At 67.8% G+C, this 23,586-nt stretch carries 21 protein-coding genes; 18 read left to right on the top strand and 3 right to left on the bottom strand.

Features of this window, described 5'->3' with window-relative positions; translation table 11 throughout:
* Positions 1-88 precede the first annotated feature (88 nt).
* The 12 genes from GV007_RS09620 (at position 89) to rbfA (ending at position 13,454) form a co-directional block, all read left to right on the top strand.
* The gene (locus GV007_RS09620) at positions 89-1,426 is read left to right on the top strand and encodes a M50 family metallopeptidase (RefSeq protein ID WP_201297649.1); all 1,338 of its coding nucleotides are present in this window, start codon (positions 89-91) and stop codon (positions 1,424-1,426) included.
* Positions 1,427-1,549: 123 nt separating this feature from the next.
* Entirely contained in the window at positions 1,550-2,554 is a 1,005-nt protein-coding gene (locus GV007_RS09615) for an AAA family ATPase (RefSeq protein ID WP_374953485.1), read from the top strand.
* Positions 2,555-2,556: 2 nt separating this feature from the next.
* The gene (locus GV007_RS09610) at positions 2,557-3,453 is read left to right on the top strand and encodes a DUF58 domain-containing protein (RefSeq protein ID WP_160072169.1); all 897 of its coding nucleotides are present in this window, start codon (positions 2,557-2,559) and stop codon (positions 3,451-3,453) included.
* Positions 3,440-3,928 (top strand): hypothetical protein, encoded by a 489-nt coding sequence (locus GV007_RS09605; protein ID WP_160072167.1) that lies wholly within the window; start codon positions 3,440-3,442, stop codon positions 3,926-3,928. Before GV007_RS09610 ends, GV007_RS09605 begins: the two co-directional genes overlap by 14 nt.
* The gene (locus GV007_RS09600) at positions 3,919-4,914 is read left to right on the top strand and encodes a vWA domain-containing protein (protein ID WP_146080172.1); all 996 of its coding nucleotides are present in this window, start codon (positions 3,919-3,921) and stop codon (positions 4,912-4,914) included. The genes GV007_RS09605 and GV007_RS09600 overlap by 10 nt, the downstream gene beginning before the upstream one ends.
* Positions 4,911-5,897 carry a VWA domain-containing protein gene (locus GV007_RS09595; protein ID WP_160072165.1) on the top strand — a complete coding sequence of 329 codons (987 nt, stop codon included), beginning with the start codon at positions 4,911-4,913 and terminating at the stop codon, positions 5,895-5,897. Before GV007_RS09600 ends, GV007_RS09595 begins: the two co-directional genes overlap by 4 nt.
* Positions 5,894-6,616, top strand: a complete 723-nt coding sequence (locus GV007_RS09590; RefSeq protein WP_236558445.1) for a hypothetical protein — start codon at positions 5,894-5,896, stop codon at positions 6,614-6,616. The genes GV007_RS09595 and GV007_RS09590 overlap by 4 nt, the downstream gene beginning before the upstream one ends.
* 84 nt (positions 6,617-6,700) lie before the next feature.
* Positions 6,701-8,479, top strand: a complete 1,779-nt coding sequence (locus GV007_RS09585; protein WP_160072161.1) for a proline--tRNA ligase — start codon at positions 6,701-6,703, stop codon at positions 8,477-8,479.
* Between the two features lie 109 nt (positions 8,480-8,588).
* Positions 8,589-9,608, top strand: a complete 1,020-nt coding sequence (nusA, locus tag GV007_RS09580; RefSeq protein WP_104330827.1) for a transcription termination factor NusA — start codon at positions 8,589-8,591, stop codon at positions 9,606-9,608.
* On the top strand, positions 9,514-9,894 hold the full coding sequence (locus GV007_RS09575; protein ID WP_328809451.1) for a YlxR family protein: 381 nt from the start codon (positions 9,514-9,516) through the stop codon (positions 9,892-9,894). The genes nusA and GV007_RS09575 overlap by 95 nt, the downstream gene beginning before the upstream one ends.
* 96 nt (positions 9,895-9,990) lie before the next feature.
* A complete protein-coding gene (gene infB / locus GV007_RS09570) occupies positions 9,991-12,864 on the top strand; it encodes a translation initiation factor IF-2 (RefSeq protein ID WP_160072157.1) in 2,874 nt (957 codons plus the stop codon).
* A 155-nt stretch (positions 12,865-13,019) separates the two neighbouring features.
* Positions 13,020-13,454, top strand: a complete 435-nt coding sequence (rbfA, locus tag GV007_RS09565; protein ID WP_104330829.1) for a 30S ribosome-binding factor RbfA — start codon at positions 13,020-13,022, stop codon at positions 13,452-13,454.
* A gap of 42 nt (positions 13,455-13,496) precedes the next feature.
* On the opposite strand, the gene GV007_RS09560 is transcribed toward rbfA, so the two are convergent.
* Positions 13,497-15,497, bottom strand: coding sequence for a 2-dehydropantoate 2-reductase (locus GV007_RS09560; RefSeq protein WP_236558444.1), 2,001 nt, complete (start codon positions 15,495-15,497; stop codon positions 13,497-13,499).
* A gap of 17 nt (positions 15,498-15,514) precedes the next feature.
* Here GV007_RS09560 and truB point away from each other — a divergent pair, with 17 nt between their 5' ends.
* From truB to GV007_RS09540, 4 genes are read left to right on the top strand one after another with little or no spacing between them, the layout of a single operon-like run.
* A complete protein-coding gene (gene truB, locus GV007_RS09555) occupies positions 15,515-16,438 on the top strand; it encodes a tRNA pseudouridine(55) synthase TruB (RefSeq protein ID WP_160072153.1) in 924 nt (307 codons plus the stop codon).
* Positions 16,435-16,821, top strand: a complete 387-nt coding sequence (locus GV007_RS09550; protein ID WP_160072151.1) for a hypothetical protein — start codon at positions 16,435-16,437, stop codon at positions 16,819-16,821. The genes truB and GV007_RS09550 overlap by 4 nt, the downstream gene beginning before the upstream one ends.
* Positions 16,818-17,270 carry a hypothetical protein gene (locus GV007_RS09545; RefSeq protein ID WP_160072149.1) on the top strand — a complete coding sequence of 151 codons (453 nt, stop codon included), beginning with the start codon at positions 16,818-16,820 and terminating at the stop codon, positions 17,268-17,270. Before GV007_RS09550 ends, GV007_RS09545 begins: the two co-directional genes overlap by 4 nt.
* Positions 17,254-18,213: a bifunctional riboflavin kinase/FAD synthetase gene (locus GV007_RS09540; RefSeq protein ID WP_160072147.1), complete on the top strand. Its 960-nt coding sequence runs from the start codon at positions 17,254-17,256 to the stop codon at positions 18,211-18,213. Before GV007_RS09545 ends, GV007_RS09540 begins: the two co-directional genes overlap by 17 nt.
* Here the strand turns inward: GV007_RS09540 and GV007_RS09535 are convergent.
* Positions 18,201-18,875 carry a maleylpyruvate isomerase family mycothiol-dependent enzyme gene (locus GV007_RS09535; protein WP_160072145.1) on the bottom strand — a complete coding sequence of 225 codons (675 nt, stop codon included), beginning with the start codon at positions 18,873-18,875 and terminating at the stop codon, positions 18,201-18,203. The genes GV007_RS09540 and GV007_RS09535 overlap by 13 nt on opposite strands.
* Positions 18,876-19,140: 265 nt before the next feature.
* Between GV007_RS09535 and GV007_RS09530 the strand changes: the two genes are divergently transcribed.
* A complete protein-coding gene (locus GV007_RS09530; RefSeq protein ID WP_160072143.1) occupies positions 19,141-21,297 on the top strand; it encodes a DEAD/DEAH box helicase in 2,157 nt (718 codons plus the stop codon).
* A gap of 51 nt (positions 21,298-21,348) precedes the next feature.
* Positions 21,349-22,845 carry an aspartate ammonia-lyase gene (locus GV007_RS09525; RefSeq protein ID WP_104241465.1) on the top strand — a complete coding sequence of 499 codons (1,497 nt, stop codon included), beginning with the start codon at positions 21,349-21,351 and terminating at the stop codon, positions 22,843-22,845.
* Positions 22,846-22,981: 136 nt separating this feature from the next.
* Here GV007_RS09525 and GV007_RS09520 read toward each other — a convergent pair whose 3' ends face one another.
* Entirely contained in the window at positions 22,982-23,440 is a 459-nt protein-coding gene (locus GV007_RS09520; RefSeq protein WP_160072141.1) for a hypothetical protein, read from the bottom strand.
* Positions 23,441-23,586 lie beyond the last annotated feature (146 nt).

Below are 23,586 nucleotides of genomic sequence, written 5' to 3'. Positions count from 1 at the left end.
ATGACGCGCATCGACGGCAGTCCCCGGCCCGGCGGCCAAGGCGGATCGACAGCAAGAGGGCGGCTCAGCAGGTCTACGCTTGACCCCCGTGGAATCTGTCTTGCTCTTCATCGTCGGCGTGCTGGCCGCAGTCATCGGCCTCGCGGCGTCGATCGCGCTGCACGAAGTCGGCCATCTCGTGCCCGCCAAGCGCTTCGGCGTTCGGGTCACGCAGTACATGATCGGCTTCGGGCCGACGCTGTTCTCCCGTCGACACGGCGAGACGGAGTACGGAGTCAAGGCGATCCCGCTCGGCGGCTACGTCGCGATGATCGGCATGTACCCGCCCGCCAAGGCCGGCGAGGCCGCTCGCACGGGCGGCACGGGGTTCATGTCGAGCATGATCGACGACGCCAGGCTGGCTTCCGCCGAGGGAGTCGAACCCGGAGAGGAGGGACGCACCTACGCGTCTCTGCCTGTCTGGAAGCGCATCGTCATCATGGTCGGCGGGCCAGCCATGAACTTCGTCATCGCCATCCTCGGATTCATGATCGTGTGCTCGGGGTTCGGCCTCTACCAGCCGTCGACCACGGTCGGCTCGGTGTACGAGTGCGTCGTCGCCGCCGGCGCGGTAGCGCCGGCCGAGGGGGAGCCCTGCGAGACGCCCGCGCCAGCCTTCGAGGCCGGGCTCTTGCCTGGGGACACGATCACGAGTGTCGACGGCGTGCCGGCGGACAACTGGGACGTGCTGCAGGACGCGATCCGAGTGAGTCCAGGTGCGTCGATCTCGCTGGGCGTCGAGCGGGCCGGTGAGCAGCTGCAGCTCGAGCTCACTCCCCGGGTGAACACCGTCTACGAGCTCGACGAGCTGACGGGAGCGCGCGTCGAAGCCGCGGATGGCTCCTACGTGACCGAGGAGGTCGGCTTCGTCGGCATCACTCCAACGCAGGAGCGCACTCGTCAGTCGCCGCTCTACGCGTTCACGATGGCAGAGGCGAACGTCCGCGCCGTCGGGAACTTCATCATCACCATGCCTGAGCGCATCGTCGAGATGTGGAACGCCGGATTCGGGGGAGCCGAACGAGACCCGAACGGGCCCATGAGCGTCGTCGGAGTCGGACGCATCACGGGGGAGGTGGCCGCCGAGACCAGCATCCCGGTCGTGGACAGGATCGCGACGATCGTGCAGCTGGTCGCATCCGTCAACATCGCGCTCGGCGTCATCAACCTGGTGCCGTTGCCGCCCCTCGACGGCGGTCACGTGCTCGCAGCGCTCATCGACGGGATCCGTCGTCGCCTCGCGAAGCTCTTCGGACGCCCAGACCCCGGCCCCTTCGACACCGCCAAGCTCCTGCCGGTGACCTTGGTCATCGCGGGGTGCCTCATGGCGATGAGTGCGCTGTTCATCTACGTTGACATCGTCAATCCGATCCGGCTGTTCGAGTAGCCTCCGGAGAGCTGAACGCGTGGCATGGGCGAGATCATTACGCTTTCCCTTGGAAAACACTGAAGTGCACGAGGCGAGATCACTAGAGTCGGCAGGCAGACCCCGCCGCAGGAAGAAGGATCCGTGACGATTGTCGGCGGTCAGCAGCTCAAGCTCAGCCAGCAGGAGCTCCAGGAAGCGGGCCGGTCCATCGGCGCCGTCTCGCGGGCCTTCGCCCACAAGGTCGTGGGGCAGACACAGCTCCGCGAGACGCTGCTGGTCGGGCTCATGTCGGGCGGACACGTGCTGCTGGAGTCGGTCCCCGGCCTCGCGAAGACAACGGCGGCGCAGACGCTCGCGCAGTCGGTGCGCGGTTCCTTCAGCCGCATCCAGTGCACCCCCGACCTGCTCCCGTCCGACATCGTCGGCACCCAGATCTACGACGCGGCGGAGCACCGCTTCTCGACTCAGCTCGGGCCCGTCCACGCGAACTTCGTGCTCCTCGACGAGATCAATCGCTCGAGCGCCAAGACCCAGTCGGCCATGCTCGAGGCCATGCAGGAACGCCAGACCACCATCGGCGGCACGCTCTACCCGCTGCCAGACCCGTTCCTCGTGATCGCGACGCAGAACCCGATCGAGCAGGAGGGAACCTACGTCCTGCCTGAGGCGCAGCTCGACCGGTTCATGCTCAAGGATGTGCTCGAGTACCCGAATCCCGCCGAGGAGTCCGAGATCCTGAGGCGCATCGACGAGGGTGTGTTCGAGCACGGCGAGCCCGCCGCCGTCGATCTGCAGGACGTCACGCGTCTGCAGGACCTCACCTCCCGGGTCTACGTCGACAAGGCGATCACGGAGTACATCGTGGGCCTCGTCTACGTCACCCGCCACGCGGGCGAGTACATCGCGCCGGAGCTCGCACGCCTCGTCGAGGTCGGCGCCTCGCCGCGCGCCTCGATCAACTTCGCCAAGGGCGCGCGAGCCGTCGCGCTGCTTCAGGGGCGCGACCACGTGGTCCCCGAAGACGTGCGCAGGCTCGCGCACCGCATCCTCCGCCACCGCATCATCCTGGGCTTCGAGGCGGATGCCACGGGTGTCCGCGTCGAGCAGATCATCGACGCCGTCCTCGGGGCTGTCCGCACTCCGTGACCATGGCAAGCGAGCGACCCCTCCTCTCGAAGGTCAAGTCGAAGATGTTCCTGCACGCGCGACGGCGCGTGCTGCACATGCTCGACGGCCAGTACTCGTCGCACCTGCGTGGCCGGAGCATGGACTTCGATGACCTGCGGGAGTACGTCCCGGGTGACGAGATCAAGGACATCGACTGGAAGGCGAGCGCGAGGACCGGTCAGCCGCTCGTGAAGCGCTATGTCGCGGAGCGGCGGCACCGGGTGCTCTTCGCGGTCGATGGCGGGCGCAACATGGCGGCGCTCTCGGCGAGTGGCGAGCCGAAGCGCGAGGTGCTCGTCTCCGCCCTCGGCATCCTCGGCTACCTCGCCATCCGGCACGGCGACGAGGTAGGGCTCGTCACGGGCAGCTCTGACGGCATCAGGCAGCTGCCGTTCCGCAGCACGTCGTCGGCGCTCGAGCGCATGCTGCACGCGGTCTACGACGGCGTGGGTCTTGGAACAGCCACGAGCGACATGAATGCGATCCTCGAGCGGGTGCGCCTCACGGTTCGTCATCGGGCGCTCCTCGTCGTTATCGCCGACGAGTTCGACTGGGACGAGGAACGAGCAGCCCTTGTCCGTCGTCTTGCCGCGCAGCACGAGATCGTCTGGCTCCAGATCACGGATGCTGAGCCGCACCTCCGAGGGAGGCGCGGTGAGCTGGCCTTCGATGTCGAGGGCAACTGGGCCATGCCGAGTCTCTTCGGCGGCGACCGGCTGCTCGAGCGCGAATTCGAGTACGCGGAGCAGAAGCGCACCATCGAGATGGAGCAGACGTTCGAGGCGAACGCGGTCTCCTACGCCGAGGTCGCGAGCGAGCAGCAGGTCGCTCCAGTTCTCCTGGCCCTCCTGAAAGCGAGGGCGAATGTTCGCCGCTGATGTGCAACCGCCCGAGGGGACGATCATCCCCGTCATCGACTACGCCCAGTTCTGGCTTGTGCTCGGGTTCCTGATCCTCGCGGCCATCGTCGCCTACTACTTCCTGGCCGTGTACCTGACGCGTCCGCGGCCTCCCAAGGCCGCGCCCGTGCTCCCGCCGGCCAGGCCTCCCGTGCGTGCGCTTCAGCAGGAGTACCTGGAGCGTGTGGACGACGTGGCTTCGAGGGCGGCAGCGGGGGAGCTCACTCCACGTCGAGCCCATGCCGAGCTGAGCGTGCTGGTCCGCGGCTTCGTCGCGGCTGTCTCGACCGTGCCGGCCGACAAGATGACGCTCACCGACCTCAGGCGCACGGAGCTGCGCGGTGTCTCCCACACGGTGGGCCAGTACTACCCGATGGTCTTCGGGGCGCACGATCCGAGCGGTGCTGAGGCCGGCGTGGCGGCGGCACGGGAGGTGATCGCGACGTGGCGGTAGCGATGTGGTGGCTGAGTCTCTCCCTGATCGCCGCCGCGGCGATCGTCGCGGGTGTCGCCTGGTGGAGGATGCGGAGGAAAGGCCAGGTCAACGCGATCCCGGTCGCGAACTCCCGGCGTCTCACGAGACTCCCGGCCTACCGTCGCGCGGTTGCTCGGTATTCGAGCCTCATGACCGCGGTCGGTGTGGTGCTCGCGATCCTCCTGGCGGTGACGAGCGTCGCAGCGGGCCGCTGGGTCTACCAGCGCGTCGAGTCCCCGGAGAAGTTCAACAGGGACATCGTCCTCTGCCTCGACATCTCGGGCTCGATGGTGGAGTACGACGTCGAAGTCCTTGATCGGTACCTCGAGATGCTTCCCGGCTTCGACGGGGAGCGGATGTCGCTCATGCTGTGGGATGCAACCGCGGTCCAACTCTTTCCCCTGACCGATGACTACGCCTTCGTCGAGACGCAGCTGCAGCAGGTCCGAGATGAGATGGAGTCCGCCTCGGGCGGGTCCAACGCCGAGTACTCGTTTGCCCAGGGCACGCAGAGTGCGGCCGGCGCGTCGCTCGTGGGAGACGGACTCGCGTCCTGTGCCATGACCTTCGGCGAGTTCGATCCGGCGGCCGATGACGGCCGGTCGCGGTCGATCATCTTCGCGACGGACAACGCCGTGAACGGGGATCCGCTCGTCTCGTTCCCCGAGGCGGCGGAGTACACCGAGGCGCGTGGCATCACGATCTACGCGCTCGACGCGAACCAATTCGAGGACGCGTTCGCTGACCAGTTCCGGACGACGGTCCTGCAGGCAGACGGGAGCTATTTCAAGCTCACCGATCCTGCGAGCGTCTCCGGCATCGTCGACCAGATCACGAGCGAGCAGACCTCGCTCATGGTCGGTCAGCCCCAGCTGCTCATCACTGACCGGCCGAACGTGTGGCTCATGCTCATGCTGGTGTTCGCGTCCATCTACGTCGTGCTCGCCTGGAGGCTCCGACTATGACCTGGAATCCGATCCTCCCGGCGTTTGTCCTCGTCCTGCTCGGCATGGCGCTGCTCGGCTTCTGCGTCTTCGCGCTCGTCCGGGCGGCAGACCGGCGTCGGCGAATCAATTGGGCGCTCCGGCTCGCTGCGTGCGCGCTCGTGGTGCTCGCCGCGTTCCGGCCGGGCATCGGGAGCGCCTCGGCGCCGAACCTCGAGAGCGACGTGGACGTGCTGTTCGTCGTCGACACGACGGCGAGCATGGTCGCGGAGGACTGGGAGGGAGCGCCGAGGCTCGACGGGGCGAAGGCGGATATCTCGGCACTCGCGGCGGCTCACGAGGGTGCGCGCTTCGGCGTGGTCACGTTCGATGCGGCCGCCGTGCAGCGACTGCCGTTCACCGCGGATACGACGGCGCTCGACTCGCTTGTGCAGACGCTTCGTCCTGAGGTGACGCAGTACTCGCGCGGCAGCTCCATCTCGATCGCGGAGCCGCTGGTCGAGGACGTCCTCAAGGCCGCAGCTGAGGCTGAACCCGAGCGGGCCCGCATCGTCTACTACCTGGGTGACGGGGAGCAGACCGCCGACACCGAGCCGGATTCCTTCCGAGGGCTCGCCGGGTATCTGGCGGGGGGTGCGGTCCTCGGCTATGGGACGGAGGCAGGTGGTCCGATGAAGGAGACTGCAGGCACGCTGGATACCGGCGAGCCGAGCTACATCGTGGACGCGCAGGGCCAGCAGGCGCTCTCGGTCATCGACCCGGCGGCTCTGCAGACCATCGCCGACGATCTCGTGGTGCCGCTCGAGATCCGCGAACCCGGCACTGAGGTCGTCGCCGCCGATATCGACAGCAGCCGGGTGACGCAGACAGGCGGGAGCGCGGAGACCGCGTTCGAGGTGTACTGGATGCTCGCGGCAGCGGCGTTCCTCCTGCTGCTCCGTGACGTCTGGGAGTCCATTCGCCACTTCATCGAACTGAGCAGGGCAAGGGGAGGTTCCGCATGAGTCGACGTGCCAGGACACCGCGATCTGCGCTCCCGGACGCGGCTAGAGCCGTGAAGCGCCGTCGGCGCTTCATCGTGTTCAGCATCCCGTTCGCGCTCCTCGCGGCCGCGTTCGCGACGAAGCTCATCAGCATGTCGGTGATCGCTGATCGTACGGTGGCCCTCTATTCGGAGGCCGACTACGAGGGCAGCATGAACTCGGCGCAGCAGCAGAAGTTCGTCAACATCCTCGAGGGCTGGAAGGCCCCGTACAACACGGGCACCTCGATGCTGCAACTGGGGCTGCTCGATGAGGCTCGGAGCGAGCTCGAGACAGCGCTCCCGATGGCCGAGCCGCCTCAGCAGTGCCCGATCCGCGCCAATCTCGCGATCACGATCGAACGCCTGGGCGACGCGCGGCTTGCGGCAGACGACAAGGCTGGCGCCGTGGCCCTCTGGCAGGAGGCGCTTGCCGTCGTGGATGCGCGTGACCCGAGCTGCGCCTCCACCGAGTTCGAGCCTCCGACGGCCGAGTCGACCGAGCGCATCCAGCAGAAGCTGCAGGAGCAGTCAGAGGCGCAGGAGCCGAGCGAGGGGGAGGAGCCCCCGGAGTCGACGCAGTCGCCCGAGATGACCGAGCTCGAAGAGAAGCTGGAGCAGAACCAGCAGGATCGGCAGGATGAGCTCGACCAGGAGCGCGGCGAGACCGAGGGCGACTCGTCGTACGACAAGCCATGGTGAGGCACGGCCGCGCCGTTTTCGGCGCGGCCGTGCGCCCGAACGACGAGACAGCGCACTGCCTCGTGCACGACTAGCATTGGCCGGGTGACTACTCGCCTCTCCAAGCTCTTTGTCCGCACCCTCCGCGAAGACCCCGTCGACGCCGAGGTCGCAAGCCACAGGCTCCTCGTGCGCGCCGGCTACATCCGTCGTCAGGCGCCTGGAGTCTTCGCGTGGCTGCCGCTCGGCCTGAAGGTGAAGCGGCGCATCGAGCAGATCGTCCGCGAGGAGATGGAGACCGCCGGCGCCCAGGAGGTCCACTTCCCTGGAATCCTGCCCGCGGACTTCTATGAGGCCACCGGGCGCCTCGACGACTTCGGTGACGGCATCTTCCGTCTCGAGGACCGGAAGGGCGCGCCGCTCGTGCTTGCGCCCACCCACGAGGAGGCGTTCACCCTCGCGGTCAAGGATCTCTACTCGTCCTACAAGGATCTGCCCCTCGCGATCTACCAGATCCAGGACAAGTACCGCGACGAGGCACGGCCCCGCGCTGGCCTGCTGCGCGGCCGCGAGTTCACGATGAAGGACGCCTACTCGTTCGACATCGACGATGCCGGGCTGGATGTGAGCTACCAGGCGCAGCGGGATGCCTACGAGCGCATCTTCGACCGCCTCGGTCTCGAGTACGTCATCGTCGCGGCCAACGCCGGAGCCATGGGCGGCTCGCGCAGTGAGGAGTTCCTGCACCCGACGCCCGTCGGGGAGGACACCTTCGTGCGCTCGCCTGGCGGCTACGCGGCCAACGTCGAGGCCTACGCGGCACCGACCCCTACGCCGATCGATGCGGCCTCCGCCGGCCCTGCCACGGTCTTCGATTCGCCGGATACGCCGACCATCGCGACGCTTGTCGCGCATGCGAACGAGACCGTGCCGAAGATCGACGGCCGCGACTGGACTGCCGCGGACACGCTCAAGAACGTCGTCATCGCCCGCCTGAACACGGATGGCACCCGAGACGTTGTCGTCGTCGGCATCCCCGGTGATCGAGAGCTCGACCTCAAGCGCCTCGAGACCGCACTGCAGCCTGCAGAGGTGGAAGCCGCGACGGCGGAGGACTTCGCGAAGCACCCCGGTCTCGTTCGCGGCTACATCGGTCCGTGGGCTGCCGAGGGGCAGGTGCTCGGCGAGGAGTCGAGCACGGGCCTCGCCTACTTCCTCGACGAGACGGTCGCCGAGGGATCGAGCTGGATCACCGGCGCGAACATCGCGGGCAAGCATGTGCACTCGCTGGTCGTCGGGCGCGACTTCACGGCAGATGCACGGGTCGGGGCAGCCGAGGTCCGCGATGGCGACCAGGCCCCCGACGGCAGCGGCCCCATTACGACGGCGCGCGGCACCGAGATCGGGCACGTCTTCCAGCTCGGCCGCAAGTACGCGGAGGCGCTCGGGCTCAAGGTGCTCAACGAGCAGGGCAAGCTCACGACCGTGACGATGGGCTCCTACGGCATCGGGGTGACCCGCAACCTCGCGCTCATCGCAGAGGCGAACCACGACGACCGTGGCCTGATCTGGCCGGAGCAGGTGGCTCCGTTCGATGTGCAGATCGTCGCGACGGGACGCAACGAGGAGCCCTTCGCCGTGGCGGAGGAGCTCTCGGCCACGTTCGATGCCGCTGGTCTCGACGTGCTCTACGACGACCGCAAGAAGGTCTCGCCCGGCGTGAAGTTCGGTGACGCCGAGCTGCTCGGCGTGCCATGGATCGTCATCGCGGGCAAGGGCGCAGTCGACGGGCAGGTCGAGCTCTGGAACCGCCGGACGAACGAGCGCGACGCGGTCTCCAAGGACGACGTGCTCGAACTGCTGCTGTCCAAGCGCGGCAACTGAGCTCACGGCGGGATGGGGCCTCGGCTCGCCCCATCCCGCGTGCCCGACGGGGAGCTCCGTGCGCCAGCATGCGGTAAACTCGTTCTTTCATCTGAATAGAGGGAGCGCCATGAAGATCGACCTTGCTGTCCTGAGGATTCTCGAGCGAGAGCGTGAGATTCCATTTGAGGAGCTTGCCAGCATTCTCGAGCAGGCGATCCTGACCGCGTACGAGAAGCACGTGTCGCAGGAACTCGGCCAGGACGTGCCGCCGGCCTCGACCCGCGTGCACCTCGACCGCAAGAGCGGTGAGGTCAACGTCTTCGTGCCGGAGATGGACGACGAAGGCGAGATCATCGGCGAAGCGCAGCTTCCGGCCGATGACTTCGGACGAGTGGCCGCGTTCGCCGCCAAGCAGGTCATCAATCAGCGCATCCGCGACATCGGCGACGACAAGGTCCTCGGCGAGTTCCGGGGGCGTGAAGGCGACATCGTCGCTGGCGTGATCCAGCAGGGTCCGAACCCCCGCATGATCCACGTCGATCTGGGAACGGTCGAGGCCATCCTGCCGCCTGAGGAGCAGGTGCCGGGTGAGGACTACTCCCACGGACGTCGCCTCCGCGTTTTCGTGACCAAGGTCGAGCGCGGCAGCAAGGGCCCGCAGATCACGGTCTCTCGCACCCACCCGTCACTCGTGCGCAAGCTGTTCGCGCTCGAGGTTCCCGAGATCGCAAGCGGCGTCGTCGAGATCGTCTCGCTGGCGCGCGAGGCCGGACACCGCTCGAAGATCGCCGTGCGCGCCACCCAGGAGGGGATCAACCCCAAGGGGGCCTGCATCGGTGAGCTCGGTGCACGCGTTCGCGCCGTGACCAACGAGCTCGGCGAGGAGAAGATCGACATCGTCGACTACTCCGACGACCTGCCGACGTTCGTGGCGAGCGCCCTCAGCCCGGCCAAGGTCTCGAGCGCGTTCGTGATCGACCGCGCCACCAAGGCGGTTCGTGCCCTCGTTCCCGACTTCCAGCTGTCGCTCGCGATCGGCAAGGAGGGGCAGAATGCGCGCCTCGCGGCCAAGCTCACGGGGGCGAGAATCGACATCCAGCCCGACTCGATCCTCGAAGACGGAGACGAAGCGCGCGCAGAGGGGTAGTATGTCGTCTGTACGAACGTGCGTTGGATGCCGTTCGCGCTCAGAACGAAGTCAGCTCCTCAGGGTTGTACTTCGTCAGGGAAGCCTCGAAGTCGATAGCTCGGCGAGTCTCCCCGGGCGCGGAGCCTGGATCCATCCGACCGCGGAGTGCACCAAGCTGGCAATTGAGCGGCGCGCATTCCTGCGGGCCTTCAAGACAGGCAAGGTGGACACCGAGGCGCTCAGCAGGCACGCGAGCACATTGGAGCAGGGCGAACGCACTGCTCCGACCACGAGAAAAGGCTGATCGGACCATGGACAACTCATGAGTGACTCACGATGAGGCACATCCGACTTTTTTAATGGTCCGCTCCTATCTGGGCGGGCCCCAGACAGGAGAAAAGTGGCAAAACCACGCGTACACGAAATCGCCAGCGAGATGGGCGTCGATTCCAAGACCGCCCTCAAGACTCTTCAGGACATGGGCGAGTTCGTTAAGAGCGCTTCGTCGAGCGTCGAGCCCCCCGTGGCCCGTCGCCTCCGCGAGGCACTGAAGTCCAACGCCGCCGGCGGCGCGCAGCCTCAGGCTGCTGCTCCCGCGGCTTCGAAGCCGGGCGCTCCGCGTCCCGGCGGAGCGACGCCGTCGAGCGTGCGTCCGGGCAGCAAGCCAGGACCATCCGCTCCCTCGGCACCGGCAGCCCCCGCCGAGCCGGCCAAGAAGGCCGCTCCCGCAGGATCGTCGGCTCCGACTCCCGGACCCAAGCGCAAGCCTGAGCCAGCTCCCGCACCGGCACCGGCGGCTCCCGCCGCTCCGGCCGCTGCAGCTGCTCCCGCCGCGCCGGCCGCACCCGCGGCTGACGCCGGTGAGGCAAAGCCGAGCGCGCAGCGTCCCGCTGCGCCAAGCGACGCGAAGCCGGCTCAGGCCGATGGTGGCGCAAGCCCCTCGATCCCACGTCCCCGTGGTCCTCGTCCAGGACCGCGTCCGGGCAACAACCCCTTCGCGTCAAGCCAGGGCATGGGCCGATCGCGCCCGGGCAACAACCCGTTCGCTTCCAACCAGGGCATGCGCCCAGGTGGCGGAGCAGGCGGCGGACCCCGTCCCGGTGGCGCAGGCGGGCCTCGTCCCGCGAGCCCAGGCGGACCCCGCCCGGCAGCTCCGCGCCCGGGTCAGCCCCGCGTCCTCCCCGGAGCTCGTCCAGCGGGTGCCGGTCGGCCAGGCGGCCGTCCCGGTGCCGGCGGCGCCGGCGGTGGACGTCCAGGCGGCGCCCCCGGTGCAGGTGGCGGCTTCGCCCCACGCCCAGGTGGCGGTGGCGGTCGTCCAGGTGGCGGTCGCGGTCGCGGCTCGACCGCTGGTGCGTTCGGTCGCGGTGGCGGAAAGTCGAAGGCACGCAAGTCCAAGCGGACGAAGCGCGCAGAATTCGAGATGCGGGAAGCCCCGAGCGTCGGCGGCGTCAAGGTCCGTCGCGGAGACGGCAGCACGCCGATCCGTCTGCGGCGCGGCGCTTCCATCTCGGACTTCGCTGAGAAGATCGACGCCAGCCCCGGCGACCTCGTGACCGTGCTGTTCCACCTCGGTGAGATGGCGACGGCGACGGAGTCGCTCGACGAGGCGACGTTCGAGGTCCTCGGTGAGGAACTCGGCTACCGCATCCAGATCGTCAGCCCGGAAGACGAAGACCGTGAGCTCCTCGAGGGCTTCTCGATCGACCTCGACCAGGAAGCCGAAGACGAAGGCGACGACGTCCTCGAGATCCGGCCGCCGGTTGTCACCGTCATGGGTCACGTCGACCACGGAAAGACGCGCCTCCTCGACGCGATCCGCAACGCGAACGTCGTCGACGGCGAAGCGGGCGGCATCACGCAGCACATCGGTGCCTACCAGGTCTGGCACGAGCATGAGGGCATCGAACGCGCCATCACGTTCATCGACACGCCAGGTCACGAGGCCTTCACGGCCATGCGTGCCCGTGGTGCCCAGGTCACCGACATCGCGATCCTCGTGGTCGCGGCGGACGACGGCATCATGCCGCAGACGGTCGAGGCGCTCAACCACGCCCAGGCCGCGAACGTGCCGATCGTCGTCGCAGTGAACAAGGTCGACAAGGAAGACGCGAACCCGTCGAAGGTCCGCGCACAGCTGACCGAGTACGGACTCGTCGCCGAGGAATTCGGTGGCGACACGATGTTCGTGGACGTCTCTGCCCGCAACAACGTCAACATCGACAGCCTCATCGAGGCCGTCCTGCTGACTGCAGATGCTGGTCTCGACCTGCGCGCCAACCCCAACAAGGAAGCGCGCGGTATCGCGATCGAGGCGAAGCTCGACAAGGGACGCGGTGCGGTTGCGACCGTGCTCATCCAGTCGGGAACGCTCCGAGTCGGAGACCCGATCGTCGCCGGCACGGCCTACGGTCGCGTCCGGGCGATGCTCGACGAGAACGGTCAGGTCGTCACCGAAGCTGAGCCGTCGCGCCCAGTCCAGGTGCAGGGCCTCTCGAGCGTTCCTCGTGCAGGCGACACCTTCATCGTCACGGAAGAGGACCGCACCGCGCGTCAGATCGCCGAGAAGCGTGAAGCTGTGGAGCGCAACGCCAGCCTGGCGAAGTCCCGCAAGCGCATCAGCCTCGAGGACTTCACCCGTGCACTCGAAGAGGGCAAGGTCGAGTCGCTCAACCTCATCATCAAGGGTGATGTCTCCGGTGCCGTCGAGGCACTCGAGGAGTCGCTGCTCAAGATCGATGTGGACGACTCGGTGCAGCTGCGCATCATCCACCGCGGTGTCGGCGCCATCACGGAGTCCGACGTCAACCTCGCCACGGTCGACAACGCCATCATCATCGGCTTCAACGTGCGCCCCGACACGAAGGCGCGCGAGCGCGCTGCTCGTGAAGGTGTGGATGTCCGCTTCTACTCGGTCATCTACGGGGCACTCGAGGACATCGAGAACTCGCTCAAGGGCATGCTCAAGCCCGAGTTCGAAGAGGTCCAGTCGGGTGTCGCGGAGATCCGCGAGGTGTTCCGCTCCTCCAAGTTCGGAAACATCGCCGGATGTATCGTGCGCAGCGGAACCATCACAAGGAACGCGACAGCTCGCGTCATCCGCGACGGCATCGTCATCGCCGACAACCTGGCGATCGACTCGCTCCGTCGGTTCAAGGATGACGTCACCGAGGTCCGCACGGACTTCGAGTGCGGTATCGGCCTCGGCAAGTACAACGACATCCAGATCGGCGACGAGATCGAGACGACCGAGCTCGTCGAGAAGCCTCGCGTCTAGCTGTTTGACCGAGTCGCTGCGCTGAGCTCGTCTCAGCACGGACTCGCGGGCGGGGTCCTGGCCAACTGGCCGGGGCCCCGCCTTCAGCTTCTGAGCAGTATCGACACGGCAGACGCATTTGACGCTCTGCACCAGCACACGAGAAAGTAGCCATCATGGTCGATCATTCACGGGCACTGCGACTCGCAGACCGCATCAAGGTCATCGTCGCGAAGACGCTCGAGCGCGGCGTGAAGGACCCGAGACTCGGGTTCGTCACCATCACCGACGTCCGCGTCACTGGGGACCTCCAGCACGCCACCATCTTCTACACCGTCTACGGTGACCAGAAGGAACGCCGCGATACCGCGGCGGCGCTCCGGAGTGCGACGGGCATGCTCCGCACGGAGGTGGGCAAGAACATCACCTCTCGCCTGACGCCGAGCCTCGAGTTCGTTCCCGACGCGATTCCCGAGAACGCCGACGCCATTGCCGCGTTGCTCCGCGAGGCGCACGACCGTGATGTGGCGTCGGCGCAGCAGGCGAAGACAGCGAGCTACGCCGGCGACGCCGACCCCTACGAGAAGAAGGACGAGCCAGAGGAGTCCTGAGCCTCAGCTCCGCGGCTCGAGTGCTCGCCGGCGACTGGACGGTCAGTCGCCGGCGAGCGCTATCTGCGCCTCAGCTCTACGCACGATCAGACCGTCGCTCTGCAGTGAGGAGATGGCGCGTTCGAAGCGGGGCTCATCGAGCCCTCCTGGGGCGAGGTGGCTGCGGAGGAACTCGATCTCCACGCCCCCGGGGATGGCCCTGAGCTCTCTGAGGACGAGGCCGCGCATCTCGCGGTCCGAGCCGGCGAACTTCGCCTGCCGCTTCTTGACCGCGCTGGAGCGTGGCTTCCCGGCCGCGAACCAAGCGCAGCTGGCGACGATCGGGCACACCTCGCAGTCGGGACGCTTGGCGGTGCACACGAGGGCACCGAGTTCCATCGATGCGGCGTTCCAGAGGTTCGCGGCCCGCGTCTCGCTCGGGGAGATGGCTGTCATCTCCGCCGCGTCTCGGACGGCCGACGGACCCCACGGGGTCTCTTCGCCGAGGAAGGCGCGGGACAGCACACGTCGGACATTCGTGTCGACGACGGGTTCGGGCACACCATGGGCGAAGGACATGACTGCGGAAGCCGTGTACGGGCCAACGCCCGGAAGGGCGAGGAGCGCATCCCGTGTGCTCGGCACGACGCCGGCGTGCTCGGCCGTGATGGCGCGTGCGCAGGCGAGGAGCCAGAGCGCTCGCCGCGGGTAGCCGAGGCGATCCCAGAACCTCAGCACCTCAGCCTCGGACGCCTCCGCCATCGCGCCCGGCGTCGGCCACCGCTCCATGAAATCGAGCCATTTGGGTTCGACGCGAGCGGCCTGCGTCTGCTGCAGCATGGTCTCGCTCACGAGCACTCCCCACGGGGTGGTCGTCGGCGCCCGCCAGGCGAGGGCGCGCTGCTCGCGGGCGAACCAGTCGTTGACCGTCGACGTCAGGACAGTCCTCCGCAGCTCGGCGGGGGAGAGGCTCGGTTGGCCCTGCTCGATCCGGTGGACCAGCGAGGTGAGCGCTGCATTCACCGGGGTTGGGACGCCCTGGGCGCTGCCGTGGGCGACGACGGCGCCGTTGAGCGCATCGATCTCCGTGGCCTCGCCGCGGCGGATGCTCTGCAGCGTCGACGCGTAGTTGGGGGTCGCGCCGAACGCAGCGGTGAGCTCTCCGGCGAGCCGGGTGTTGCGAGCGATGGTGGCCTCGGCGTCCTTCGGCACGGAACGCGCGAGCTTCACCAGCGTCTCGTCGAGTGGCCCGAGAGCCTCGAGGTGTGCACCCTCGGCTGCGACCACGGCGAGTAGCTCGCCGATGCTCGCGGCGAGGACCGCCGACAGATCGCCGTCCAGGCCGGTCTCCTGCACGCTGGCGCCGGTCACGGCCGGGACCGCGTTGACCTGGTTGATGAGGAGCTTGCTCCACTGCGCGGAGCGCAGGTCACTGGTGACGACGCAGTGGACGGCTGTCTCGAGTGATCGCGCGGTGGCTGTCAGCCCGCCGGTGTCTTCGGGGGATGCAGCTCCGAGCATGAGCAGCCCGGACGCGGTGGCTTCGATCTCGTCGGGAGCCGGCTTGTTGACGGCGAAGGTCGCGAGGCCGCCGCCGACGATTCCCGACCGCTGTTCGTCGGGCACGACCGAGAGCATCTGCTCGAGGGTCGACACTCCATCGAGGCCGTTCTGCACGATCACGGTGGTGGTCGCCGCAACGGTCGGCAGGTGGGGCTGGACGGCGTGCTGGGTGTCCTGCGCCTTGACCGCGACGAGCACCAGATCGAACGCCCTGTCGAGAACGGAGACCTGTTCGAACGTCGCGCTGTGCTCCCCGAAGGCGCCCCGGAGCACAAGACGGCGTTCAGATGCCTGCTCGGTTGGCTCGCGCTCGACCGGAGACCGCCGCGAGGTGAGGACAACCTCATGGCCCGCCCTGTCCAGGAGGAGGGCCAGTGTGCCGCCCACAGCACCGACACCGATGACCGCCACTCGCATGCCGTTCTCTCCTTCGCCCGTCCCGAACCAGTCGCGTTCCCGGTCGTCACTGCGCTCGACGACCGGGAACGAGCCTACGGGCACCATAGAATGTTGGGGACATGACGACTCCACCTCCTGGCCCGAACGGCATCCTCCTCCTCGACAAGCCGCAGGGCCCGACCAGCCACACGCTCGTCGCGATGACCAGGCGGGCGCTCGGCACGCGGAAGGTCGGCCACGCAGGCACGCTCGATCCCATGGCATCCGGACTCATGATCCTCGGCGTCGGGGGCGCGACCCGCCTGCTCACCTACTTCGTCGGCGACGACAAGGAGTACTTCGCGACGGTTCGCCTCGGCGTGTCGACGAATACCGAGGATGCCGAGGGCGAGCTCACGGCGACAGCACCGCTAGGGGCGGTCGCTGCGGTGACCCCCGAGCGCATCGAGGCGGCCATGGGCGCCCTGCGAGGCCCGATCAGTCAGATCCCGTCTTCCGTCAGCGCCATCAAGGTCGACGGGGTTCGCGCGTACAAGCGGGTGCGCGACGGCGAGGAGGTCAAGCTGGCCGCGCGCGCTGTGACGATCTCCGAGCTCGAGCTGCTGGCCTCGCGGAGTGAGCTTTCCGGGGAGACGCCGGTGCTTGACCTCGACGTCCGGGTCGCCTGCTCATCTGGCACCTACATTCGCGCCCTCGCACGGGACCTCGGCGACGCACTGGGCACGGGTGCGCACCTCACCGCGCTCAGGCGCTCTCGCGTGGGGGACTTCGGCATCGCCGACGCGGTCGCGCCGGACGTCCAGGACCTCGGGCTCCGACTGCTGGGTCCGGCGGCGGCCGCGCTCCGGCGCTTCCCGGCCTTCGAGGCGACCGGTCAGCAGGCCGCGGATCTTCGCAACGGCAAGAAGCTCCGAGTGGCAGACGGCGCCGAAGACGGCCTGCTCGCGGCCATCGACCCGGAGGGCAGCCTCATCGGCATCGCCAGGGCATCCGCCGGCGTGCTCAAGACCGAGTTCAACATGCCGACGGGAACCGGCTCGTGATCGAGTGGTTCACATGGGTTCTCTGCCTCGTGAGCGCGGGAGCCGGCATCCTGTGCCTCATAGCCGGCGCGAGTGGTCGCAAGCCGGGAGACGTCACGGTCGGCGCGGTCGCACTCGTGGAGCTCCTGCTCGTGGTGCAGTTCGTGATGGCGCTCATCGCGCCTGCGACCGGCAACGCGCCAGTCGGCGACGCGCTCGAATTCTGGATGTACTGGGTTGTGGCCGTCATCATCCCCCCGGCTGCGGTCTTCTGGGGGCTCGTCGAGCGCACGAAGTGGTCGACCTTCATTCTGGGAGTCGCTGCGCTCACGATCGGCGTCATGGTGTTCCGCATGCACCAGATCTGGATCGGCGCCAGCCCGTTCATCGGAGTCGCGTCATGAGCCGCACGCGTGGATCGAGCGTCGAGGGGAGCGCCTATCGAGGCGCTCACGGCGCCGGTCGTGTGCTCGTCGTGGTCTACGCGGTGCTGGCGCTCGCGTCGATGGGACGCAGCTCCTACCAGCTGCTGTCGAAGCTCGACGAGGCGCCCCTCGCCTACTCGCTGTCGGCCGCGGCTGCACTCGTCTACCTGCTTGCCACCATCGCACTCGTGCGGCACGGCCGGGCGTGGAACCGCGTCGCGTGGTGCACGATCGTGTTCGAACTCGTCGGCGTCCTCGTGGTCGGGTCGCTCACCGAATTCCACCCGGAACTGTTCCCTTCCGATACCGTCTGGTCGGCCTTCGGGGTCGGCTACGCGTATATTCCTCTTGTGCTCCCGATCCTCGGCATCGCATGGCTCGAGACGGGACGATCGAGACGAAAGAGGGAACGTGCGGCTGTTCACTGACCTGGCTGAGCTGCCAGCGGAGCCGACGCCGAGCGCTGTGACGGTCGGCAAGTTCGACGGAGTCCACCGGGGCCACAGATGGCTGCTCTCGAGGCTCGTCGAAGAAGCCTCCGCCCGCGGACTCGAGCCGGTTGCGGTCACCTTCGACCGGCATCCGCTCTCGCTCATCAAACCCGGCGTCGAGCCTGAGCCGGTCACCTCGCTCTCGCAGAAGATCGGGCTCCTCGAGAAGACGGGCCTCAGCGCGACGCTCGTCCTGCCGTTCGACGACGAGCTTGCCGGGATGAGCCCCGAGGCGTTTGTGCGCGAGCTGCTCGTGGGCGCTCTGCACATGCGCCTCATCGTCGTGGGCAAGGACTTCCGCTTCGGGGCCAAGGGCGCAGGAGATGTCGATCTCCTGCGTGAGCTCGCCGCGACGAGCGGATTCGAGATCGTCATCGCCGATGACGAGATGGCCGAGGACGAGCGCTCGCACCTCGAACGACGTGCCTCATCGACCTGGGTTCGGGAACTGCTCGCCATCGGTGACGTCCGCGGGGCAGCCGAGGTGCTCGGCCACCATCACTCGCTTGTCGGCGAGGTCGTGCACGGTGCCAAGCGAGGCCGCGAGCTCGGGTTCCCGACGGCCAACCTGTCCCCGGAGCTCGAAGGGCTCATCCCAGCAGACGGCGTGTACGCGGGATGGTTCCGCGGCGGTGACGTCGAGGCTCCTGCTGCGATCTCCATCGGCAACAACCCCACGTTCGACGGGGTGCCCCGCAAGCAGGTCGAGGCGCACCTCATCGGCGAGACCGTCGACCTCTACGGGCTCGTCGCAGAGCTCGAGTTCGTCGAGCGCATCCGAGGCATGGAGAAGTTCGACAGCATCGAAGCGCTGAAGGACCGCATGGCCCTCGACGTCGAAGAGGCTGCCGAGACGCTCGGCGGGAGCTACGTCGTCTGACTCGGCTGCTCGTCGAGCTCGACCTCGCGACCGAAGAGCCGCAGCACGATGCGCGCGGCGGTGGCCTCGAGCACAGGGCCCTTGTCGCCGATCTGCCAGCGGGCGTCCGTGGCACGGAGTCGGTTGCGCTTGGCGAGCGAGGCCGCCGAGGTCAGCGGAACTCGTGTTCGGACGAGTGCGACCGCGCTCGTCGACCGCGGGCTGAGGCGGATGCGCAGGCCAAGCGCCTCGGTCATGTCGTAGGTGTGGACGACGGCTTCCGTGAGCTCGGAGATTCCCGCGCGGTTCGGCGAGACGACCTTCTCGGCCGCGATCGCACGGATGCGAGCGACGAGCTCGTCAGTCGGGGCCGCGCCTTCGCGCTTGGCGACGTCGTCGAGGTAGGAGTCCACGCGCAGTCCCTTGCGGAACACGCCTCGGGAAGCGTCACGGAGGAGCGCAGAGGTGGGGGAGCCGAGTCGCCAGGTGAGGTGCCCCGCGACGTCCCGGACGCTCCACCCCCCGCACTTGCTCGGCGAGTCCCACTGCTCGGGGGTCAGGCCGGCGAGGAGAGCTGCAGTGCGGTCGAGCGTCGTCGCGATGTGAGCGCTCCAGTCGCCTGCGACCCGCTTCGACGGCGTGAAGTACGGCCGGTCGGGATCTGGGAAGGGGCGTTGAGGCACTTGACGATTATCGCACCAGAGCGGAGTCTGTGCGGGGCAACGACACGTCGTTCCCGAGTCGAAACCTGCGGGTTGCCTGGCGTACACTGTGATCGCCGGTGCCTGAGGGAATCTGAACTCTCCTCGTCACCTGCATGACATCCGGGAGCTCGTCACTCGAGTGGGCCGACGCCCGCCTCACTGCCGGTCGCCGCGTTCGGCGCCGATGCTGCGACCTCCGCCCGGCTCAACTTCCCGATCCCTGCCACGTTGCATAAGGAGGGGCATGTCTCGTAGGACACGCGCCCAAGCCGGCGGTCGCGCCGGCGTTCACACGCCGCCGCGGAACCGCAAGCCGGTCGATAACACCGGTGTCATCCCACAGCTCGCGAAGGCGGCGCGGGAGGTCGAGGCCTCGGCGCAGCGCGGCAAGGTCTCGCCGTCGAATCGCACCAAGTTCCAGGTGATCGCGCTGCTGATGCGCGAGGAGCGCGCGAAGGCCAAGGAGACCAGCGAGTTCAGCGAGCACGACCGCGCAGAGGCGCTCAAGCGCCTCGACGGCCTCGCCTCGATCCTGGCCAAGACGGCTGCCCGCGACACCTCGCTCATCAGTCTGCTGGAGCCAGGGGCTCCGGTCAGCGAAGCCGCGAAGGCGCTACGCAAGCAGATGCTCTTCGCTGGTGGCATCGAGATGGTGGTCGACGAGCAGCCCGAGCCCGAAGCCCAGGCTGAGAAGCTGCCGCCGGAGATCGCGCAACGACAGGTCCTTCCCGGCTCGGTCAAAGCGCGAACCCGATCGAACCCGTTCCTGGCGCCAGTGCTCACGAGCGTCAACTCCACGGCTCCGCACTACTCGAGACTGTCCAACTGGGAGCTCCTCGGCCCACTCCTTCGCGCGTTCGAGACGGGCGCGGGCGGCAACGCGGCATCGATGGAGCTGCCTCCGGCCCCGCGCTGGGACCGCATCTCGCCTCCCGGTCAAGAGCTCATGGATCACCAGGCGAGACTGCTCGCGAGCGTCGCCGACGGACACCGGGCCTACCTGCTCGCGGACGAGCCCGGGCTCGGCAAGACGGCGCAGGCGCTGCTCGCCGCGTCGGTCGCCGATGCCTACCCGCTGCTCTGCGTCGTCCCGAACGTCGTGAAGACGAACTGGGCGCGAGAGGTCCAGCGGTGGACCCCGAACCGTCGGGTCACGGTCATCTCCGGAGACGGTCAGGGCATCGACGCCTTCGCCGATGTCTTCGTCGTCAACTACGAGATCCTCGACCGCCACCTCGGCTGGCTCACGTCGCTCGGCTTCAAGGGCATGGTGCTCGACGAGGCGCACTTCATCAAGAACCTGCAGTCGCAGCGTTCGCGGCTCGTCATGCAGCTCGCGAACAGCATCAGGGCTCGCGTGCCCGGCGCCGACCCGCTGCTCATGGCGCTCACCGGGACGCCGCTCATCAACGACGTGGACGACTTCAAGGCGATCTGGCAGTTCCTCGGGTGGCTCGAAGGCGACCGGCCCTCGCAGCTGCTGCTCGACCGTCTCGACGAGACGGGCCTCGTGCCCAGTGATTCGGGCTTCCTGGCGGCTGCACGGCAGGCGGTCATCGATCTCGGGATCGTCCGCAGGCGCAAGATCGACGTGGCCGCGGATCTCCCGGCGAAGCGCGTCGTGGACATGCCCGTCGAGCTCGACTCGGATGAGGGCAGGAGCATTCGCGCAGCGGAGGCGGCACTCGTCTCGCGTCTGCTCGAGCGGTACCGCCGGATGGCGTCCGCTGCCGGGCTCGAGCCCGGCGCCGTCGACCTGGATCGCGTTCGCATGATCGCCCGCCAGGAGGTCGAGGAGTCGAAGGCCTCATCGACGGGAGCGAGCATCTTCACGATGCTTCGCACCATCGGTGCGGCGAAGGCCCGGCTCGCGGCCGAGTACGCCGGTCAGATCGCTCGCTCGGCGGGCAAGGTCGTGTTCTTCGCCAAGCACATCGAGGTCATGGATGCGGCGGAGCGGACGTTCGCGGAGAACGAGATCTCCTCGGTCTCCATCCGAGGCGACCAGACCCCGGCAGCCCGCCAGGCGGCGATCGATGCCTTCCAGAACGACCCGAGCGTGCAGGTCGTCGTCTGCTCGCTCCTGGCCGCAGGAGTCGGGTTGAACCTGCAGGCGGCGTCTGACGTGGTGCTCGCGGAGCTCAGCTGGACTGCCGCGGAGCAGACCCAGGCCATCGACCGCGTGCACCGCATCGGCCAGGAAGAGCCGGTCACGGCGTGGCGCATCGTCGCGGCGCAGACCATCGACGCGCGCATCGCCGAGCTCATCGACAACAAGCAGGGCCTCGCCCTGCGTGCCCTCGAGGGAATCGACGCGGGCGAGCTGTCGGCTGACAGCATCCAGGTCGATGCGCTCGCGAGTCTTCTCGAGGCGGCGATCCGGGGAGCGCGTCGGCAGTAGGCTGAGGTCAGCGCGGAAACTCAGACGACGAAGTTGGAGGACCATCAGGTCATGTCAGAAACGCAGGAATTCCGTGTCGAACGCGACTCGCTCGGCGAGATGCGGATCCCCGCAGGTGCCTACTGGGGTGTGAACACCGCCCGCGCGCTGGAGAACTTCTCGATCAGTCGACGTCAGATCAGCGTGTACCCGGACTTCATCGTCGCCTACGCGCAGGTCAAGCAGGCGGCAGCGCGCGCCAACCTCGAGATCGGCGTGCTCGACCAGGAGCGCTCGTGGCTCATCGATCGCGCGTGCCAGGACATCATCGACGGCAAGCTGCACGAGGAATTCGTGGTCGGTGTCATCCAGGGCGGTGCCGGGACGAGCACCAACATGAATGTCAACGAGGTCATCGCGAACCGCGCGCTCGAGCTCGCCGGTCGCGAATTCGGAGACTACGAGTTCCTCTCGCCGAACGACCACGTGAACCGATCGCAGTCCACGAACGACACGTACCCGAGTGCGGTCAAGGTCGCGCTCGTCCACGCCACCGAGCGCCTCATCGACGAGTTCACGCTGCTGCAGAACGCGTTCCGCGTGAAGGGCAGCGAGTTCAAGCACATCCTGAAGATCGGCCGCACGCAGCTCCAGGACGCCGTGCCGATGACGCTGGGCCAGGAGTTCAGCGGCTTCTCCACGACAATCGGCGAGGACATCCAGCGCCTCCGTGACGTGCTGCCGCTGCTGCTCGAGCTCAACCTCGGTGCGACGGCGATCGGGACCGGCATCACGGCTGAGGCGAGCTACGCGTCCGCCGTCATGCGCCAGCTCCGCAAGATCACGGGCTACAACGACCTGCAGACGGCGCACGACCTCATCGAGGCCACCAGCGACACCGGCGTGTTCATGTCGCTCTCGAGCGTCATCAAGCGCACCGCGATGAAGCTGTCGAAGATCTGCAACGACCTCCGACTGCTGTCCTCTGGCCCACAGGCTGGCCTCGGCGAGATCAATCTGCCAGCGCGTCAGGCTGGCTCCTCGATCATGCCCGGCAAGGTCAACCCGGTCATCCCCGAGGCGGTCAATCAGGTCGCGTTCGTCATCGCGGGGGCGGATGTCACGGTCTCCATGGCATCCGAGGCCGGGCAGCTGCAGCTCAACGCCTTCGAGCCGGTCATGCTCCACACGCTCATGCAGAACTCCGCCTGGCTCCGCCGCGCCGCGCGCACCCTGCGCGTGAACTGCATCGACGGCATCACCGCCAACGAGGAGCTGCTCGCGTCGCGCGTCTCCAGCTCCGTCGGCGTGGTCACGGCGTTGACGCCCTACATCGGCTACTCGGAGGCGTCGAAGCTCGCCAAGGAGGCCCTCACCACCAAGTCGACCATCGCCGACCTCGTCGTCGAGCGCGGGCTCCTGAGCCGGGAGGAAGTCACGAGCATCCTCTCGCCCGAGCGGCTCTCCGGCATCCAGGCCGTCACGAGCGCGATTCCGATCATCACGCAGGCGCAGGCCACGGCTCTCGAGGACAGCCTCGACCGAGCCGATCTGCGTGACTTCTCGTAGCGCTGCCGGCGTCCGCACGTAGCGGGCGTCATCGCAGCAGATCGGCCCCTCCGGTGCAGTGCACCGGAGGGGCCGATTCGTTCCCTGCGCTGTCGCTCGGGGCCCGCGTGAGCCTCAGAGCTCGACGGAAGACGAGCTACTTGGGGTGCTTCTCGTCGGGCTCCGCCGTCGACTCGCCGTCGACCGCTGCGTGGCGTGGAGAGCCCGTGTCGCCGGGGGAGACCATGGCGTCTGCGTCGTCGTCCTCGAAGGTCTCGAGCACATCTTCGCGAGCCTGGCCAGCACGCACCAGCGTCTGCACCTGCGACTCGATGCTCTTCTCGACCTCTTCCTCGACGCGACGCTTGACGTCGTCGAAACCATCGTCGACGCGCTTGCGCATGTCGTCGAGCTGCTCGTCGACGCGCCGACGCATGTCCTCCAGCTGGGTATCGCTGCGGCGGCGCAGGTCTTCAGCGGACACCGTCATCCGCTCTGCGAAGGCCTTCGACCTGCCGCCGATGTCTTTCGCGACCTCTTCCGCGTGCACTCGACTCGTGCTGATCCCAGCGATGAAGCCGACAGTGGCACCGAGAAGGAATCCGAGACGCATCATGCTCCTAATCTACCGTGCGCTGAGCCCGGACGACTGGTCGTTCGCCTGACCCGCGTCCGCTTGGCTATGCTGACCGCAGCGAGCCGACGAGGCGGGGAGACCCGTGCGCGCCGCGAGGCCCGAATGTCTCTGCTTCGGGCAGCCAC

Origin of the sequence: Pseudoclavibacter sp. 8L, from assembly GCF_902506465.1 — a bacterium.
In the GTDB taxonomy this organism is placed as follows: domain Bacteria; phylum Actinomycetota; class Actinomycetes; order Actinomycetales; family Microbacteriaceae; genus Pseudoclavibacter.
Note: the sequence above shows the minus strand (reverse complement) of the source record. Positions and strands in the feature narration are given on the sequence as shown.

What these genes read in the sequence shown, in the direction of transcription:
- GV007_RS09610 (WP_160072169.1), top strand. Translation starts at nt 2,557, where the DNA reads ATGGCAAGCGAGCGACCCCTCCTCTCGAAGGTCAAGTCGAAGATGTTC.
- GV007_RS09605 (WP_160072167.1), top strand. Translation starts at nt 3,440, where the DNA reads ATGTTCGCCGCTGATGTGCAACCGCCCGAGGGGACGATCATCCCCGTC.
- GV007_RS09595 (WP_160072165.1), top strand. Translation starts at nt 4,911, where the DNA reads ATGACCTGGAATCCGATCCTCCCGGCGTTTGTCCTCGTCCTGCTCGGC.
- GV007_RS09590 (WP_236558445.1), top strand. Translation starts at nt 5,894, where the DNA reads ATGAGTCGACGTGCCAGGACACCGCGATCTGCGCTCCCGGACGCGGCT.
- nusA (WP_104330827.1), top strand. Translation starts at nt 8,589, where the DNA reads ATGAAGATCGACCTTGCTGTCCTGAGGATTCTCGAGCGAGAGCGTGAG.
- GV007_RS09575 (WP_328809451.1), top strand. Translation starts at nt 9,514, where the DNA reads ATGCGCGCCTCGCGGCCAAGCTCACGGGGGCGAGAATCGACATCCAGC.
- rbfA (WP_104330829.1), top strand. Translation starts at nt 13,020, where the DNA reads ATGGTCGATCATTCACGGGCACTGCGACTCGCAGACCGCATCAAGGTC.
- truB (WP_160072153.1), top strand. Translation starts at nt 15,515, where the DNA reads ATGACGACTCCACCTCCTGGCCCGAACGGCATCCTCCTCCTCGACAAG.
- GV007_RS09545 (WP_160072149.1), top strand. Translation starts at nt 16,818, where the DNA reads ATGAGCCGCACGCGTGGATCGAGCGTCGAGGGGAGCGCCTATCGAGGC.
- GV007_RS09530 (WP_160072143.1), top strand. Translation starts at nt 19,141, where the DNA reads ATGTCTCGTAGGACACGCGCCCAAGCCGGCGGTCGCGCCGGCGTTCAC.
- GV007_RS09525 (WP_104241465.1), top strand. Translation starts at nt 21,349, where the DNA reads ATGTCAGAAACGCAGGAATTCCGTGTCGAACGCGACTCGCTCGGCGAG.
- GV007_RS09520 (WP_160072141.1), bottom strand. Translation starts at nt 23,440, where the DNA reads ATGATGCGTCTCGGATTCCTTCTCGGTGCCACTGTCGGCTTCATCGCT.